The sequence below is a fragment of the Klebsiella sp. YJ genome, from assembly GCF_002108615.1.
GTDB classification, from domain to species: Bacteria; Pseudomonadota; Gammaproteobacteria; order Enterobacterales; family Enterobacteriaceae; genus Klebsiella; species Klebsiella planticola.
In genome coordinates this window covers 60,773-76,216 of the sequence record NZ_MTEG01000016.1, presented here as the reverse complement: position 1 = coordinate 76,216, position 15,444 = coordinate 60,773, and the positions used below count along the sequence as shown (strand labels likewise).

At 59.3% G+C, this 15,444-nt stretch carries 15 protein-coding genes; 9 read left to right on the top strand and 6 right to left on the bottom strand.

Going from position 1 to position 15,444, the window contains the following annotated elements:
* Positions 1-8: 8 nt before the first annotated feature.
* Complete coding sequence (gene hpxW, locus BV390_RS17730) at positions 9-1,592, bottom strand: oxamate amidohydrolase (protein WP_085397160.1); 1,584 nt, start codon at positions 1,590-1,592, stop codon at positions 9-11.
* Between the two features lie 167 nt (positions 1,593-1,759).
* On the opposite strand from hpxW, the gene hpxU reads away from it, so the two are divergent.
* The 8 genes from hpxU (at position 1,760) to BV390_RS17690 (ending at position 9,406) form a co-directional block, all read left to right on the top strand.
* Entirely contained in the window at positions 1,760-2,599 is an 840-nt protein-coding gene (gene hpxU, locus BV390_RS17725) for a MurR/RpiR family transcriptional regulator HpxU (RefSeq protein WP_032688446.1), read from the top strand.
* A 213-nt stretch (positions 2,600-2,812) separates the two neighbouring features.
* Positions 2,813-3,598, top strand: a complete 786-nt coding sequence (locus tag BV390_RS17720) for a transporter substrate-binding domain-containing protein (protein ID WP_032695697.1) — start codon at positions 2,813-2,815, stop codon at positions 3,596-3,598.
* A 9-nt stretch (positions 3,599-3,607) separates the two neighbouring features.
* A complete protein-coding gene (locus BV390_RS17715; RefSeq protein ID WP_032688444.1) occupies positions 3,608-4,273 on the top strand; it encodes an amino acid ABC transporter permease in 666 nt (221 codons plus the stop codon).
* A complete protein-coding gene (locus BV390_RS17710; protein WP_032688617.1) occupies positions 4,273-4,929 on the top strand; it encodes an amino acid ABC transporter permease in 657 nt (218 codons plus the stop codon). Before BV390_RS17715 ends, BV390_RS17710 begins: the two co-directional genes overlap by 1 nt.
* Positions 4,910-5,647, top strand: coding sequence for an amino acid ABC transporter ATP-binding protein (locus BV390_RS17705; protein ID WP_032688443.1), 738 nt, complete (start codon positions 4,910-4,912; stop codon positions 5,645-5,647). The genes BV390_RS17710 and BV390_RS17705 overlap by 20 nt, the downstream gene beginning before the upstream one ends.
* A gap of 15 nt (positions 5,648-5,662) precedes the next feature.
* Positions 5,663-6,904: a pyridoxal-phosphate-dependent aminotransferase family protein gene (locus tag BV390_RS17700; RefSeq protein WP_032695698.1), complete on the top strand. Its 1,242-nt coding sequence runs from the start codon at positions 5,663-5,665 to the stop codon at positions 6,902-6,904.
* Positions 6,901-8,163, top strand: a complete 1,263-nt coding sequence (hpxK, locus tag BV390_RS17695) for an allantoate amidohydrolase (protein WP_032688442.1) — start codon at positions 6,901-6,903, stop codon at positions 8,161-8,163. Before BV390_RS17700 ends, hpxK begins: the two co-directional genes overlap by 4 nt.
* Before the next feature lie 337 nt (positions 8,164-8,500).
* On the top strand, positions 8,501-9,406 hold the full coding sequence (locus BV390_RS17690; protein WP_032688616.1) for a GGDEF domain-containing protein: 906 nt from the start codon (positions 8,501-8,503) through the stop codon (positions 9,404-9,406).
* An 8-nt stretch (positions 9,407-9,414) separates the two neighbouring features.
* Here BV390_RS17690 and BV390_RS17685 read toward each other — a convergent pair whose 3' ends face one another.
* Positions 9,415-10,248 (bottom strand): AraC family transcriptional regulator, encoded by an 834-nt coding sequence (locus tag BV390_RS17685; RefSeq protein WP_032688441.1) that lies wholly within the window; start codon positions 10,246-10,248, stop codon positions 9,415-9,417.
* A 250-nt stretch (positions 10,249-10,498) separates the two neighbouring features.
* On the opposite strand from BV390_RS17685, the gene BV390_RS17680 reads away from it, so the two are divergent.
* Complete coding sequence (locus BV390_RS17680) at positions 10,499-11,266, top strand: phytanoyl-CoA dioxygenase family protein (RefSeq protein ID WP_032688440.1); 768 nt, start codon at positions 10,499-10,501, stop codon at positions 11,264-11,266.
* Positions 11,267-11,618: 352 nt separating this feature from the next.
* Here BV390_RS17680 and BV390_RS31180 read toward each other — a convergent pair whose 3' ends face one another.
* The 4 genes from BV390_RS31180 to BV390_RS17665 all read right to left on the bottom strand — a co-directional run bounded on the left by BV390_RS31180 (position 11,619) and on the right by BV390_RS17665 (position 15,337).
* Positions 11,619-11,759 carry a hypothetical protein gene (locus BV390_RS31180; protein ID WP_168185423.1) on the bottom strand — a complete coding sequence of 47 codons (141 nt, stop codon included), beginning with the start codon at positions 11,757-11,759 and terminating at the stop codon, positions 11,619-11,621.
* 82 nt (positions 11,760-11,841) lie between these two features.
* A complete protein-coding gene (locus tag BV390_RS17675; RefSeq protein WP_032688439.1) occupies positions 11,842-12,183 on the bottom strand; it encodes a PTS fructose-like transporter subunit IIB in 342 nt (113 codons plus the stop codon).
* A 15-nt stretch (positions 12,184-12,198) separates the two neighbouring features.
* The gene (locus BV390_RS17670; RefSeq protein WP_085397159.1) at positions 12,199-13,074 is read right to left on the bottom strand and encodes a [formate-C-acetyltransferase]-activating enzyme; all 876 of its coding nucleotides are present in this window, start codon (positions 13,072-13,074) and stop codon (positions 12,199-12,201) included.
* Entirely contained in the window at positions 13,040-15,337 is a 2,298-nt protein-coding gene (locus BV390_RS17665) for a formate C-acetyltransferase (protein WP_032700341.1), read from the bottom strand. The genes BV390_RS17670 and BV390_RS17665 overlap by 35 nt, the downstream gene beginning before the upstream one ends.
* Positions 15,338-15,444: the final 107 nt, after the last annotated feature.

Genomic DNA, 15,444 nt, shown 5'->3' with positions numbered 1-15,444 from the left:
TTCGTCTCCTAATAACCGGCGGCGGCGCCGTTGCTGCGCGGATCGGACGCCCCTTCAAACAGGCCGTTGGGATGACGGACGATGGCGCCGGCGTGCCCCATGGCTTCGCTATAATCGGCCAGCACCTCCACGTCATGACCCAGCGCCCGCAGACGGGCGATGCTCTCCGGCGCGAAGCGGCCTTCCAGCTTCAGTGAATCTGAGGTTTGTCCCCAGGTTCGGCCCAGCAGCCAGCGCGGGCGCGAAATACTCTCCTGCAGCGGGATGCCCTGCAGGATGTAACGGGTGAAAATGGCCGCCTGAGTTTGCGGTTGGCCATCCCCGCCCATCGAACCGTATACCATGACCCGGCCGTCGTTGAGGCGTGCGGCGGCGGGGTTGAGGGTATGAAACGGCTGTTTGCCTGGCGCCAGCGCCAGCAGATGTGCGGGGTCGAGACTGAACGAGGCGCCGCGGTTTTGCCAGACGATCCCGCTATCCGGCAGTACGACGCCGCTGCCAAACTCATGATAAAGACTTTGAATAAAGGAGACCGCCAGCCCGCTGCTGTCCATCACCCCCATCCAGACGGTGTCGCCGGGGCCTTTTCCCGCCCCCCAGGGGACGGCCTGCCGATCGTCGATGTTATCGGCCAGCTGCTGGAGCGCCTGCGGGTCGAGCAGGCTTTGAATATCCACGTCGAGATGACGGGGATCGGTAATGTGGGCATCGCGCAGGCCAAAAGCCTGCTTGGTGGCCTCGACGATACGGTGCACGGTCTGCGCGTCATCGGCATCGTGCATCGCCAGCCGGTCGGTAATCCCGAGGATCGCCAGCGAGACCAGTCCCTGCGTTGGCGGCGCCAGATTCCACAGTTCGCCGTGCTGGTGCTGAAGCTTCAGCGGCGCAGGGCGACGGGCGCGATGCTGCTGTAGATCGGCAAGGGTGATGGGCAACCCGCAGGCCGCCATCCCCGCAGCCAGACGGCAGGCCAGCGGGCCGCGATAAAAACTGTCGAGGCCATCGTCGACCAGCTGCTTAAGCGTCGATGCCAGCGCGGGCTGACGAAAGCGACTGCCGGCGGCCGGCGGTTGTCCGTTGACCAGAAAGGTCTCCGCGAACCCTGGCAGGTCATGGAGTTCGGCGAGTTTTCCGGCGCTGGCGCTGGACTGGGACGCCGTCACCGGCGTGCCGTCAGCGGCATAGCGAATCGCATCATCCAGCAGGCGCGCCAGCGGCAGCGCTTTTCCGGTCAGCGTCTGCGACACCTTCAGCGCTTCATCCCAGCCGCTGACGGTCCCGGCGACGGTCAGCGCCGCTTGCGGTCCGCGGTGCGGAATTTGCGCCAGCCCGGCGTAGGCTTCCGGCGTGGCCAGCGAGCCCGCTGCGCCGCTGGCGTCAATGGCCATCGGTTCGCCCTCCGGCGGGACGATAAGCCAGAAGCCATCGCCGCCCAGGCCGTTCATATGTGGGTAAACCACCGCAATGGTGGCCGCCGCGGCGACCATGGCTTCTATCGCGCTGCCGCCTTCGCGCAGCACGGCAACCGCGCTTTGGCTGGCCAGATGGTGCGGGGCGACCGCCATTCCGTGGGCGGATACATTACTCTGCATGGGTTGTCCTCATGATCCAAAGGTGATGTCAGCGCTGCAAAAGCTGTTCCACTTTGAGCGTAAAGTTTCATTCGTCGGGAGGGGCGGCCCTTTTTCTTAAACTGGCATGCATTATGAAAGCGCTCTCATCATGTATAGTTTGATGAAACAAAAGTTACAGAGGCTGTATGGAACAACTGGATGAACGCTTGAAAGGGCAATATGCCTCATTGTCGCCTCAGGAACAGCGGGTGGCGGATTTTATTTTCGATCACTTCGACGACCTGATTAGCTATAACAGCGCTGAGCTGGCGCAGCTGAGCGGGGTGTCAAAAGCCACGGTGAGCCGTCTGTTTAAGCGGCTGGGCTACGAAAAATATAAGGATATGCGCGATGAGCTGCGCACGTTACGCCAGAGCGGAATGCCGCTGACCGATCATCGCGATGCGGTGCAGGGGAACACGCTGCTGGCGCGGCACTATAAGCAGGAAATGGCGAATCTGACGCAGTGGGTCAATGCCCTCGATGCGCAGCAGTTTGCCGAGGCGATTAGCGGGATGGTCAACGCCCGGCGCATTGCGATCATCGGAATGCGCAACTCCTGGCCGGTGGCGCTGCACCTGCGCCAGCAGCTGCTGCAGGCGCGCGGGCAGGTGCAGGTGCTGCCGCAGCCGGGACAGAGCTTAAGCGAGGAACTGGTGGATCTGACGGCGGACGATCTGGTGGTGGTCATGGCCTTTCGCCGCCGTCCGCGCATTATTCGCCCGCTGTTGCAACAGCTCCAGCAGCGCGGTATTCCGGTACTGCTGATCTGTGAACCGCAGGCATACAGCCTGTTTCCGCTGTCCCGCTGGCAGCTGTGTGCTCCCCTGGATAGCGTCTCGGCCTATGACAGCTACAGTTCGGTAAACAGCTTGATCAACCTGCTGGCGAATGCGTTCCTGCACGAAATTCTCGATAAAGGCCGCCCGCGCATCCACGATATCGCCACCCTTTATCAGCAGCTGGACGAGCTTGAGCAACGATAATGGGGCCTCAGGCTGGTGCTTTGCTCTTTTATGGTGCAATAAAATAGTGGGGGAATGAACTCCGTTTCCCCGCTGTTTTCCGCTATCTCCTGTTTCTTCTCTCTTTTCTCGCGCTTTGCGCCGTGACCCTCCCATTTTTTGTATCTGGCACATTAGTTGCAGAAGTTTATTTAAAGAATCTTTTGTTTCATACTAACGTAACGGGTAAACATCATGAAAAAACTGCTGATCGCACTGGCCGGGGCCGCTTGTCTGTTCACGCAAATCACAGCGGCGAAAGCCGACCAGCTGCAGGATATCGAAAAGCGCGGCGTGATTCGCATTGCGGTTCCGCAGGATTTCCCGCCGTTTGGTTCGGTGGGGACCGATCTCCAGCCGCAGGGCTATGACATCGATATGGCGCGTTATCTTGCCAGTCAGATGAAGCTCAAGCTGCAGCTGGTGCCGGTGACCAGCGCCAACCGGGTGCCTTATCTGCAAACCGATAAAGTGGATCTGGTTATCTCCAGCCTCGGCAAAAATGCGGAGCGCGAGAAGGTGATTGATTTCAGCCGCCCGTATGCGCCGTTCTTCCTTGGCGTATTCGGCCCGAAAGGGGAAGAGCTGAAGGATGCGGCGGCGCTCGGCGGCAAAACCGTCGGCGTTACCCGTGGCGCGGTGGAAGATATGGTGCTGACCAGCATTGCGCCGAAAGAGGCGCAGATTAAACGCTATGAAGACAACAACACCACGCTGTCGGCTTATCTGTCAGGCCAGGTGCAGTACGTGGCGACCGGTAACCTGGTGGTGGCGGCGATTTCCCGGCAAAACCCGGCTAAAGCGCCGGTGCCGAGCTTTATGCTGAAAGATTCGCCGTGCGTGATTGGTCTGAAAAAGAATGAGCCGGCGCTGAAAACGAAAGTCGATGCGCTGATCGAGCAGGGAATTAAAGACGGTACCCTGAACAATTTGTCTCAGCAGTGGCTGAAAGCGCCGTTGCCCGCCGACTTTTCCGCATAAGGTCAGTGAATGACGGAACAACTTCATTTTTCTGCGCTCTGGCCGCACTGGCCGGAGCTGCTGGCGGGACTGTGGGTGACGGTTCAGCTGACGGTACTGGCGACGGTCGGCGGCCTGGCTATCGGCATCTTCGGCGCCGCTATTCGTAGCGGGCGGCCATCCTGGTTCAGCCGTTTGTGGGGCGGCTACGTGGAGCTTATCCGCAATACGCCGTTTGTGGTTCAGCTGTTCTTTATCGTCTTCGGTCTGCCTAACCTCGGGCTGAAGATGACGGCAGGCGAAGCCGCGCTGCTGGCGATGGTGGTCAACCTTGGCGCCTACAGCACCGAGATCGTTCGCGCCGGGATCCAGGTGACGCCAAAAGGCCAGTGGGAGGCCGGGCGTGTGCTGGGGCTGAGCCGCACGCAGACTTTTATTCGGGTGGTGTTGCCGCCGGCGCTGCAGCGGATTTACCCGGCGCTGGTCAGTCAGTGCATTATCGTGATGCTGGGATCGTCGGTGGTGTCGCAGGTCTCTTATGAAGAGCTGACCTTTGCCGCCAACCTGATCCAGTCGCGGACGTTTCTGAGCTTTGAGGTCTATCTGGTGACGACGGGGATCTACTTAGTGCTTTCGATAACCATGCGTCAGCTGCTGATGGCGGCAGGGCGAAAATGGCTGGGGGTGCAGGCATGATGGTCACCTTTACTGACTGGGATATTATTCGCAATCTGCTGCTGGCCGGCCGCTGGACGGTGCTGTTGTCGCTGGTGGCGTTTATCGGCGGCGCGCTGGTGACGTTGCCGCTGCTGCTGCTGCGCCTCACCGGCGGACGCCAGGTTAAGCGCCTGATTCGCGGCTATATCGAGCTGTTTCAGGGGACGCCGCTGCTGATGCAGCTGTTTCTGGCCTTCTTCGGCGTGGCGCTGTTCGGCATTGACGTCTCGCCGTGGACCGCCGCGTCGCTGGCGCTGACCTTCTACACCAGCGCCTTTTTACTCGATATCTGGTTCGGCAGCATTCGCGCGTTGCCGAAAGGGCAGTGGGAAGCTTCGCGCTGTCTGGGCCTCAGTTTCGCCCAGACCTTGTTTCGCGTCATTGCGCCGCAGGCGCTGCGTATCGCCATTGCGCCCACCGTAGGGTTTGCGGTGCAGGTGGTGAAAGGCACCGCGCTGGCGTCGATTATTGGCTTCGTCGAACTGACCAAAGCTGGCACGATGCTGACCAACGTGACCTATCAGCCGTTTAAAGTCTTTGCGCTGGTGGCGCTGGGCTACTTCATTCTGTGCTACCCGCTGTCCCGCTACAGCCGCTATCTGGAGAATAAATTCAATGCCTCTCATCACCATTAATCAGATGCAGAAGTACTACGGCGACAACCACGTGCTCAAAGGTGTCGATCTGGACATCGAGATGGGCGAGGTCATTTCGATTATTGGCCGTAGCGGCTCGGGGAAAAGCACGCTGCTGCGCTGTATTAACGGGCTGGAAGGGTATCAGGACGGCAGCATTAAGCTGGGCGGCATGACCATTACCGACCGCGATTCGCAGGCCCGCGAGATCAGCCGTTCCGTCGGGATGGTGTTCCAGAATTTTAACCTGTTTCCGCACATGACCGCGCTGGAGAACGTGATGCTGGCGCCGCGACGGGTGCTGAAAAAAAGCGCCGCCGAATGTCGTGAGCTGGCGCAGCGGATGCTGGAGAAGGTCGGCCTTGGCGATCGGCTGGACTATTATCCCTCGAGCCTCTCCGGCGGCCAGCAGCAGCGGGTGGCGATTGCCCGCGCGCTGGCGATGTCGCCAAAAGTGTTACTGTGTGACGAGATTACCTCGGCGCTGGATCCGGAACTGGTGGGCGAAGTGCTCAAGGTTCTCGAGCAGCTGGCTGCCGAGGGAATGACGCTGATTCTCGTCACCCATGAAATGAATTTTGCCCGTGAAGTGGGCGATCGGGTGGTGTTTATGCATCAGGGACGGGTCTGGGAGCAGGGTGACAGTAAAACGCTGTTTGCCAACCCGCAGACCCATGAACTGAAGCAGTTTATCTCCTCCGTTCGCGGCCTGAATTAATCAAAGGACTCTAAAATGGATATCGCTCAATTTTCGCAACTCAACCCGCCGCCGCGCCTGCTAATGGGGCCGGGGCCGATTAACGCCGACCCGCGCGTGCTGCGCGCCATGTCGAGCCAGCTGATTGGTCAGTACGATCCGGCGATGACCCACTATATGAATGAGGTTATGGCGCTGTACCGCGGGGTGTTCCGTACCGAAAATCGCTGGACGATGCTGGTGGACGGCACCTCGCGCGCGGGAATCGAAGCGATTCTGGTGTCGGCTATTCGCCCTGGCGATAAGGTGCTGGTGCCGGTATTTGGCCGCTTCGGCCATCTGCTGTGCGAAATCGCCCGCCGCTGTCGCGCCGAGGTTCACACTATCGAGGTACCGTGGGGCGAAGTCTTCACCCCCGATCGGGTTGAAGACGCCATCAAACGCGTGCGTCCGCGCCTGCTGCTGACGGTGCAGGGCGACACCTCGACCACCATGCTCCAGCCGCTGGCGGAGCTGGGCGATATCTGTCGCCGTCACGAGGTGCTGTTTTACACCGACGCTACCGCCTCGCTGGCCGGCAATGCCCTGGAGACCGATGCCTGGGGGCTGGATGCGGTATCCGCAGGGATGCAGAAATGCCTCGGCGGCCCGTCCGGTACCTCGCCGATTACCCTCAGCGCGCGCATGGAGGAGGTGATTCGCCGCCGCAAATGCGTGGAGGAGGGCATTCGTACCGACGCCCATCTTGATGGCGTGGATGAGATGGTTTACTCCAACTACTTCGACCTCGGCATGGTGATGGACTACTGGGGGCCGGAGCGCCTGAATCACCACACCGAGGCCACATCGGCGCTGTTTGGCGCTCGCGAATGCGCGCGACTGATCCTGCAGGAGGGGCTGGATCGGGGGATCGCCCGACATAAGCTGCATGGCGATGCGCTGCTCAAAGGCATTCAGGCGATGGGGCTGGAGACCTTTGGCGACCTGAAACATAAGATGAACAATGTGCTCGGAGTGGTGATTCCGCAGGGCATCAACGGTGACCAGGTACGGAAGCTAATGCTGGAAGATTTCGGCATTGAGATCGGCACCTCCTTTGGCCCGCTGCATGGCAAAGTGTGGCGTATCGGCACCATGGGCTATAACGCGCGGAAAGATTGCGTGCTGACCACGCTCAGCGCTCTGGAGTCAGTACTGAATTACCTGAAATTCTCTACCACCCAGGGAGCGGCGATGCAGGCGGCGTGGGATCACTATTGCAGCGAGAGTGCGCGATGAATCAATCAACACGCCAGCAGGCGGAGATGATGGCGGCCGCGGAGCGGGTGATGGCCCGCGCCGATGAGCTGGCCGCGATCAGCGAAACGGCAGAAGGGCTGACCCGGGTGTATCTCTCGCCGCAGCATTTGCAGGCCAATCAGCAGGTGGCGCGCTGGATGACGCAGGCGGGAATGACCGTCTGGCAGGATAGCGTCGGGAACATTTGCGGGCGTTATGAAGGCGAGCAGGAGGGGGCGCCGGCAATTCTGCTGGGATCTCATCTGGATACGGTACGCAATGCCGGGCGCTATGACGGCATGCTGGGAGTGCTTACGGCGATTGACGTGGTGGAAAACCTGCATCGGCAGGGGCTTCGCCTGGCGAAAGCGATAGAGATTGTCGGTTTCTGCGATGAAGAAGGGACCCGTTTTGGCATCACGTTGCTGGGCAGTCGCGGCCTGACGGGAAGCTGGCCGGAGAGCTGGCTGGCGCAGACCGATGCTCAGGGGATCAGCGTGGCGCAGGCGATGGCGCAGGCCGGACTTGATCCTGCGCGAGTCGGCCTGGCGGCGCGTCCGACGGCGGATATCGCCGGCTATCTCGAGCTGCACATTGAGCAGGGGCCGTGCCTTGAGCAAGCGGAGCTGGCGCTCGGCGTGGTGGAGGCCATCAACGGCGCCCGCCGCCTGAACTGCCGTTTTACCGGCGAAGCGGGCCACGCCGGAACGGTACCGATGAGCCAGCGTCGGGATGCGCTGGCCGCCGCCGCCGAATGGATGGTCCTCATTGAGACGACAACCCGGCAGCACGGGGGAAACCTGGTGGCTACGGTGGGGACGCTGCGCTGCGCCCCGGGCGCGGTTAACGTCATTCCCGGCGAGGTGGCGCTGACTCTGGATATTCGCGGCCCGCAGGATGGTCCGCTCGACGCGCTGCTCACCACGCTGCTGGATGCCGCGCAGGCGATAGCCGCCCGTCGCCATCTGCGCTTTGCCGCCGAAGCGTTCTACCACATCGCCGCGACCGCCTGCGATCGGCGGCTACAGGCGGTGTTGACGCAAGCCGTCACCGAGGTTCAGGGGCGCTCGCTGTCCCTGCCGAGCGGCGCCGGGCACGATGCGATCGCCATCGCCGAACGTTGGCCGGTAGGCATGCTGTTTGTGCGCTGCAAAGGCGGCGTCAGCCACCACCCGGCGGAATCCGTTACCTGCCAGGATGTGGCGTTGGCTATTGCGGCGTTTCGCCGCGCGACGCGGGCGCTGGCCGAAAACGCATAAGCCGTCCCGCGCGGTCGCACTAGCGGCTTCTTCTGCGCCGGCGCCGCGCTGAGGGCCGCTGATCGGCGGCTGATTGACCGAAGTGACGGGCTATTTTTACCCGAAAGTAGCACAAAGTGCTAAATATGCGGATGATGAACTCTATACCATCCGCGGCACTGACCTCGTCGCCATGGATTGGTAGTCAGTTGGAATCATTCCGCGGGGTCAGTCTGCTCTTCTTGTTAAGCATCGATGACGCCTTTAACCCTCAGATAATCATCATTTTTATTCGCTGAAAATTCCCCGACTGTTATGCTACTTGTGAAAAGATATGCTGCTGACGAGAGACATGCCGATGCTGAATTCAGAACAGAGTATTAATATACAGACGCAGTCCTCCCGTTCCGGGATGAATCTTTTCTCCGCATTACTGATAATTATCGCCGTTTCCGCATTGTGTATTGTGATTTCGAAACCATTAGGTCCCTGGGACGTTATCTTCGCCAACGCCGGGCTGTATATTGATCTGTTAGCCTTATTGTTCCTGGTGTTTATGTTATGGATTTCGGCAAAAGTCAGAATGAGTTATGTCGCGGTAAACTGGGTGCGCTACGGGCTGTTGCTCTGGATAGCCGGCTGTACCTTTGATGTAATGGACGAAATATTTGTCCAGCCGAAATGGATGGGCTATTACTGCGAAGATCTGCTCCGTCTTTCCGGCATGCTGTTGACGACCATCGGTATCTACAAAATTATCGAGCGTATTAACGTGCTGTACGTCGACGCGCGTTCTCAATCGTTAAAAGACGAGCTTACTCAACTGCCTAACCGGCGTTTTTTCATTGATACCATCCGGGAAAAACAGGGCCACCAGCTGGCGCTGATGATTCTGGATATTGATTTTTTCAAGAACATCAATGATACCTACGGCCATCTGGTGGGCGATGAGGTGCTATTTGCGTTGGGTAAACAGCTGGCAAAATTAACCAGCGATAAAATTCTGCCGGCCCGGATTGGCGGCGAAGAGTTTGCCATTATTGTTGACGGGATGCCGGCCGAAGAGGTGCGCAACCTGGCGCAGTCCATTCTGGAGAATGTCCGCTCCATTCTGATTAATCATGATTATCCGCTGTCGGTCAGCATTGGCGTCGGCATGCGTGAAAAAGGTGAAGCGCAGGATGCGTTTATTAAGAAGGTGGATGAAGCGCTCTACCAGGCGAAACATAACGGCCGTGGACGCGTCGAGTGGGCCACATCCTGAGGCCGCCGCTATCCCTGCTGCGCGCTGCGACAATGGCGGCGATATTCAGAAGGGGAGCGTTCGGTATAGCGTTTAAACACCCGGCAAAAATAGTTACTGTCGACAAAACCGCAGTTATGGGCAATCTCTTTGACTTTTAAATCGTAACCCCGCAGCAGCTTTTTGGCCTGCTCGAGCCGGACGCGGGTCAGGTATTCGTTAAAGCCGACGGAACCCGACTTCTGAAAAATGTGCGACAGGTAGTTGGGGGTGATATGAAAACGTTTCGCCACCGATTCGCGGGTTAACGGCTGGCTGAGATTCTCCTCCAGATAATCCTGTACCGCCATAAACAGGTCGCGGCTACGGCTGACCCGCATCTCCAGGCCGACCAGCTGTTCAAGGCAGTGGCTCAGCAGCGCCGACACCACCAGCCGGGCGGTGACCGGGTCTGGCTGCAGACATATTTCGTTCAGCGCCAGCAGCAGATAAGAGCCCACGCGCGGTCCCAGGCGAGCGACGCTCTGTTTCTCCGTTCGCAGCCGTTTACCGTCCCAGTGCTGGATGCAAAACCCCAGCTTTTGCCTGCCAAATAAAATACTTAAGGTCGATGCCTGACCGGTCCACTGCGGACAGGTCCATTTTCCCGCCTGAACATAAAGCACCTGTGATGTTGACAGCACCATATCGGACAAGGGTAAACCGTTCTCCCGCAGCTCCCCCTCCAGCACAATTTCCAGACGCGGAAACGCGACCTGATAGGCCAGTTCCGGGACAGAAATATCCGGTTCCGGGAACCTGACCAGCAGCCTGTCCTTCTGATTGACCAGACGATTTAAAATACCCGGCAGATCTTCAATCATCCCTTCACCCCGAGAGCGAACTATTATCCTGTTGAATATAATCTATTTAATACCCGCAGATCTCTTTTAGATCGCCCGATTGAGCGCCCGGAGCCGGCCTGCGGCCGCCCGCAGCTCAGAGTTTGATGATCATCACACTTTGTCTCCCCGCGTACGGATGTCCAGTTTTTCGTAGGAATCGCCTCATGTTTTTCCCCTGGCCGACGATTAGAGTTTATTTCGTGTTATCGAAAGGTTAAGGAAAGGAAATATGGAACATCAATCTGCTGTCTATCTGGATGCCCTCGGCGCCAACATCGCCTTATCCGCCAAAATGAAACAGGAGCTGGATACGCTTGGCTACACCGTGGTGCATCATCTGGCCGACCCGGCATGGCTGGCGGCGATGCGCGAGCTTATCGATGCGCTTGTCGAGAGCGAGGGAGATAACCTGGCCATGGAACACCATCAGGAGGCGACCGCGACGCGTATTGCCAATCTGGTGAATAAAGGGGTGATTTGGGAGAAGGTGTGGTCCCATCCGCTGGTGCTGTCGGCCTGCCGCTATATTTTTCAGGGCGACTTTAAAGTGTCCAGCCTGAATGCGCGCGAGGCGCTGGTTAACGGCGGCCACCAGCCTCTACATGCCGACTGGAAAAAACCGCGTCCCGATTTTCCCAAAGTGCATCTGGTCAATACCATTTGGGCAATCGATGATTTGAGCGCCGAGAATGGCGCCCCGCGAATTATTCCCGGTACGCATCTGCGCCCGGAACTGCCCGAAGAGGTCCTGAGCGACCCTGAACTGCCGCACCCGGATGAGGTGGTGTTTGCCGCCCCGGCGGGGAGCGTGATGATTTATAACGCGCATACCTGGCACGGCGGAACCTGCAATATCACCGGCAGCAGAAGACGGGTGCTGCACGGTTTATACATTGACCGCCAGGACAGCGCGCAGCAGGACCAGCGGCTCTGGTTAAAGCCGGAAACCGCCAGCCGCCTGACGCCGGCGCAAAAATGGCTGCTGGATGTGGAGTAACCCGGTGCGCCGTGGTGTCCGTTTTTTGCCAGGTGGCGGCTACGCCTTACCTGGCCTACGAAACGGTTGCGTCCTGGGCGGCGGGGTAAATCCCTTGTCCGGGCTACGGTGTGCACCGGCTGTAGCCCCGGTAAGCGTAGCGCCACCGGGGAGAGATTCCCTGGCGGCGGGGTAAATCCCTTGTCCGGGCTACGGTGTGCACCGGCTGTCGCCCCGGTAAGCGTAGCGCCAGCGGAGAGAGGCTCCCGGGCGGCGGGGTAAATCCCTTGTCCGGGCTACGGTGTGGCACCGGCTGTCGCCCCGGTAAGCACAGCGCCAGCGGGGAGAGGCTCCGGGGCAGCGGGGCAAATTTCTAGTCCGGGCTACGGTGTGGCACCGGCTGTAGCCCCGGTAAGCGTAGCGCCACCGGGGAGAGGCTCCCGGGCGGCGGGGTAAATCCCTTGTCCGGGCTACGGTGTGGCACCGGCTGTAGCCCCGGTAAGCGTAGCGCCACCGGGGAGAGGCTCCCGGGCGACAACCCGGCAGACGCTAGAGGTTCGTCTTCCCAGGGAGGCAGTGGAATGAGCAGGCCGCTCTCAGGGGATATCTAAATAAACGATCGGCTTTTTCATGATGCTTTTTACCGCTTCAGCGATGTGCTGCGGCTGGAGTAAAAACGTTTTGATGCTGGTTTTAATCGTGCGCTGACCGCAAAAGCGCCTGGCGTCGTCGATTTCAATATCCGTGACCAGCAGGACGACATCGGCCTGGGCAATATCGTCGGGGGTAATTTTATTCTCAATCCCCAGCGCGCCCTGGGTTTCGATTTTAATCTGCCACTTTTCGTGGTGGCCGACTTTTTGTAAACGTTCCGCCGCCATATAGGTATGGGCCACGCCGCTCACACAGGCCGTGACCGCAACGATCTTGAGAACCATAGCATCCTCCGGGCATTAGCCACCGACAGTTACGCGAAAACCAGCTTGTTCAGCCATGAGAGTGAATCGGTTCATTTCTGCTGCCGATGGCGCACCGACCTTTGCCATCGCCCATCTCTTGCCCAACAGCGAGTATTTCGGCTCGCCATATTGGTGAAACGGCAGCAGGTGAATGTCAGACAGGGCAAACGGCGCCAGGAAGGAGAGAATCTGGCTGAAGTTCTTTTCACACAGGGTAAAGCCGGGAATGAGCGGCACTCTGGGAATGACGTGAACGCCATTTTCCACCAGCCGGCGGAAATTTTCCAGCACCCGGGGGAGATCCATTGCGAGCTGCTCTCTGGCCTGCCCGGGATCCATGATTTTCAGATCAAACAGCACTTCGTCGCACGCCTGGGCAAGAGGGTAGACGCGGCTGAAGGCGGCGTCGCCCGCCGTTTCTATCGCCGTGTGGATCCCCCACTGGCGCAACGCGCGTAAGAAGCGGGTGGCAAACCCGGCCTGCATTAACACCTCTCCGCCCGATAGTGTGACGCCGCCGCCCGAGGCGCGAAAAAAGATCTCATCTTTCAGCACCTCTTTGAGCAATGCTTCCTGAGTGACATCGCGGCCAATCTGCTCCCATGCACCGGAAGGGCACTCTTCGACGTCCCGCTGGCAGTGTGCGCAGTGGAGACAGCGGCTTTCCCGGCGCACGGTTTCAATTTTGGGCGAGAGGGATTCCGGGTTGGCACACCACGGGCAGGTGTGTGGGCAACCTTTAAAAAAGACGACGGTTCTGATCCCCTGGCCATCGTTGAGCGAGTAGCGCTGGAGATTGAAAATGCGCGCCCGGTCGGCGCGCGTCTCGATAACGTCACAGTTGATGCGTAGTGCGGTGGATAATGTCATCCTGGATCTCCTTCGATAACTCCACAAAGAAGGCGCTGTAGCCGGCGACGCGTACCACCAGGCCGGCGAAATCCTGAGGGCGCTGCTGCGCTTCCCGCAGCGTCTGTGCGTTGACCACGTTAAACTGGATATGCTGTAGCTTCAGGCTGGTGAAAGCCTGTAAGAAATCGGCCAGCTTGTTGAGCCCGCTCTCTCCGCTCAGGGTCGCCGGGGTGAACTTAACGTTCAGCAGCGTGCCATTGGAGAGCAGGTAGTTATCCAGCTTGCTGACCGATTTCAGGACCGCCGTTGGCCCCTGAGAATCCTGGCCGACCATCGGCGACAGACCGCCATCGGCTAACTGCTCGCCGGCCAGGCGGCCATCCGGGGTTGCGCCGACCACTGAGCCGAGCGGGACGTGTGCCGAGACGGTATACGAACCGGGGGTGAAATGCCCGCCGCGCGGGTTGCGGTACTGCTCAACCTCTTTACAGTAAAAGCGCAGCAGGTCGGCGCTGATATTGTCCACCTCATCGATATCGTTGCCATATTTTTCAAAGCGGTGAACCAGGCGGGCGCGGATTTTCTCGCCTTCCGGCGTCTGGAAATTAGCCTTGAGGACCTGAATCAGCTCGTCGTAGCTCATGCGCTGCTGGTCGAAGACCATCCCCTTGAGCGCATGCAGGGAGTCGCTGAGATTGGCGATACCAATCCCCTGCACGCCGGAGAAGTTGTAGCGCGCGCCGCCTTCGGTGATGTCCTTTCCGTGCAACGCACAATCCTGAATAAACGAGGAGAGCAGGGGAACCGGCGCCTGATCCCGATGGCCGAGGTCGCAAATGTTGCTGCCTTCGACCATCAGCTTGATGTAGTAGCGGGTCTTCTCGCGGATCTGCTGAATCAGCCCGTCCCAGCTGATATCGGGGTTACCTTCGTTCTCCAGCATCACGATTTCCATCACCTTCAGCAGGTTGAACATCGCAATATCGTGCAGCCCATAGGTACGGCCGGGGATGGAGAGTTCGACGCAGCCCACGACGGCATAATCTCGCGCATCCTCCAGCGAGACGCCGCGGTTGAGAAAGGCCGGAACCACCACTTCGTCGTTGAAAATTTGCGGGATCCCGGTGCCTAAGCGGATGGTTTCCGCCGTTTTGTGCAGGAACGGGCGGTCGATCAGTTCGTTGACCCGCACCCCGAGATTGGGCTGCGGTAGACGGACGTTCTGATAGGCATCCAGCGCGAGAAAGGAGAGCACGTTTACCGCGCTGCGCCCGGTCTCGCTCAGGCCGCCGAGCAAGGCGGTATAGCCCGTCGGGAAGCCGGCAAAGTAGCGGGCGCTGCTGGATGAGCGCAGCAGGACGATATCGTTGCACTTGACCCACAGCGATTCCAGCAGCGTTTTCAGGAACGCGGGATCCTCGCCGCGGGTTAACGACGCCTGATAAAACGGCAGCATATACTGGTCAAAACGGCCAAGCGAAATCGAACTGGCGTTGGACTCGTACTGCAGAATGATGTTCATGTACCAGAACAGCTGGCAGGCCTGCCAGAAATCCTCCGGGCGATGCTCGGCGTTATGACGCGAATGAGCGGCAATCGCCTCCAGCTCCTGGCGTCGCTGCGGATCGTTGCAGCGGCGGGCCATGTCAGCGGCGAGGGTGGCGTAACGCAAAATGTGGCGCTGCGAGGCCGCCAGTAAAATCAGCACCGCCTGATAAAAATCGTTCTCCGGATGCTGCCGGGCCAGGGTTTTCATTTCCACCGTCAGCGCCGCCAGTCCTTTATTCAGCAGACGGGGATAATCAATAATGATGTGTCCCTGGCCCTTGTCGGTCTGGTTGATGCTGAAAATCTGCGTGCGTACCGCCGCTTTCACCTCGTCGGTCATCTGTGCGTTAATGACATCTTTCATCGAGCGTTTTTCCCAGTACGGGAACAGCGCTTCACGGTAGATGCGCTTGTCTTCGTCGCTGATAGCGAAGCGATCCTGCGGACGGACCGGGAACCGATCCAGCTCGTTAAGTAACCAGTAGGGGTCCATCTCGGGGGAGACGATGCCGGCGCGCGGTTTGATTGTCCGGTTGCCGGCAATCAGTTCATCATCACGAATCGAAATCTGTACATGGTCAAGGATCCAGGCGGTGGCCTTCGCCCGACGAATCATCGTCGGCTCACCCTCGGTGCGTTTGTGGCTTTCGGTATAGAGCAGGGCGCGTTCGAGCGAGATTTCCCGGGGGTGAGCGAACAGGCTTGCTATTAAGCGTTGGGTACGATTGGTCATGACAAACTCCATGTGAACGCCCTCTCCACGCGCGGATTGAGGCAATTCGCGACGCGGTTCGCGCACGGACTGCCGGTCACGATGACGCTCGTGGAGCGAGGCGCTGA

Bases quoted from the DNA above. Each gene is read 5' to 3' on its own strand.
- BV390_RS17665 (WP_032700341.1), bottom strand. From the start codon at position 15,337: ATGACCAATCGTACCCAACGCTTAATAGCAAGCCTGTTCGCTCACCCC.
- hpxU (WP_032688446.1), top strand. From the start codon at position 1,760: ATGGAACAACTGGATGAACGCTTGAAAGGGCAATATGCCTCATTGTCG.
- BV390_RS17710 (WP_032688617.1), top strand. From the start codon at position 4,273: ATGGTCACCTTTACTGACTGGGATATTATTCGCAATCTGCTGCTGGCC.
- hpxK (WP_032688442.1), top strand. From the start codon at position 6,901: ATGAATCAATCAACACGCCAGCAGGCGGAGATGATGGCGGCCGCGGAG.
- BV390_RS17700 (WP_032695698.1), top strand. From the start codon at position 5,663: ATGGATATCGCTCAATTTTCGCAACTCAACCCGCCGCCGCGCCTGCTA.
- BV390_RS17690 (WP_032688616.1), top strand. From the start codon at position 8,501: ATGCTGAATTCAGAACAGAGTATTAATATACAGACGCAGTCCTCCCGT.
- BV390_RS17675 (WP_032688439.1), bottom strand. From the start codon at position 12,183: ATGGTTCTCAAGATCGTTGCGGTCACGGCCTGTGTGAGCGGCGTGGCC.
- BV390_RS17670 (WP_085397159.1), bottom strand. From the start codon at position 13,074: ATGACATTATCCACCGCACTACGCATCAACTGTGACGTTATCGAGACG.
- hpxW (WP_085397160.1), bottom strand. From the start codon at position 1,592: ATGCAGAGTAATGTATCCGCCCACGGAATGGCGGTCGCCCCGCACCAT.
- BV390_RS17685 (WP_032688441.1), bottom strand. From the start codon at position 10,248: ATGATTGAAGATCTGCCGGGTATTTTAAATCGTCTGGTCAATCAGAAG.
- BV390_RS17705 (WP_032688443.1), top strand. From the start codon at position 4,910: ATGCCTCTCATCACCATTAATCAGATGCAGAAGTACTACGGCGACAAC.
- BV390_RS17715 (WP_032688444.1), top strand. From the start codon at position 3,608: ATGACGGAACAACTTCATTTTTCTGCGCTCTGGCCGCACTGGCCGGAG.
- BV390_RS17680 (WP_032688440.1), top strand. From the start codon at position 10,499: ATGGAACATCAATCTGCTGTCTATCTGGATGCCCTCGGCGCCAACATC.
- BV390_RS17720 (WP_032695697.1), top strand. From the start codon at position 2,813: ATGAAAAAACTGCTGATCGCACTGGCCGGGGCCGCTTGTCTGTTCACG.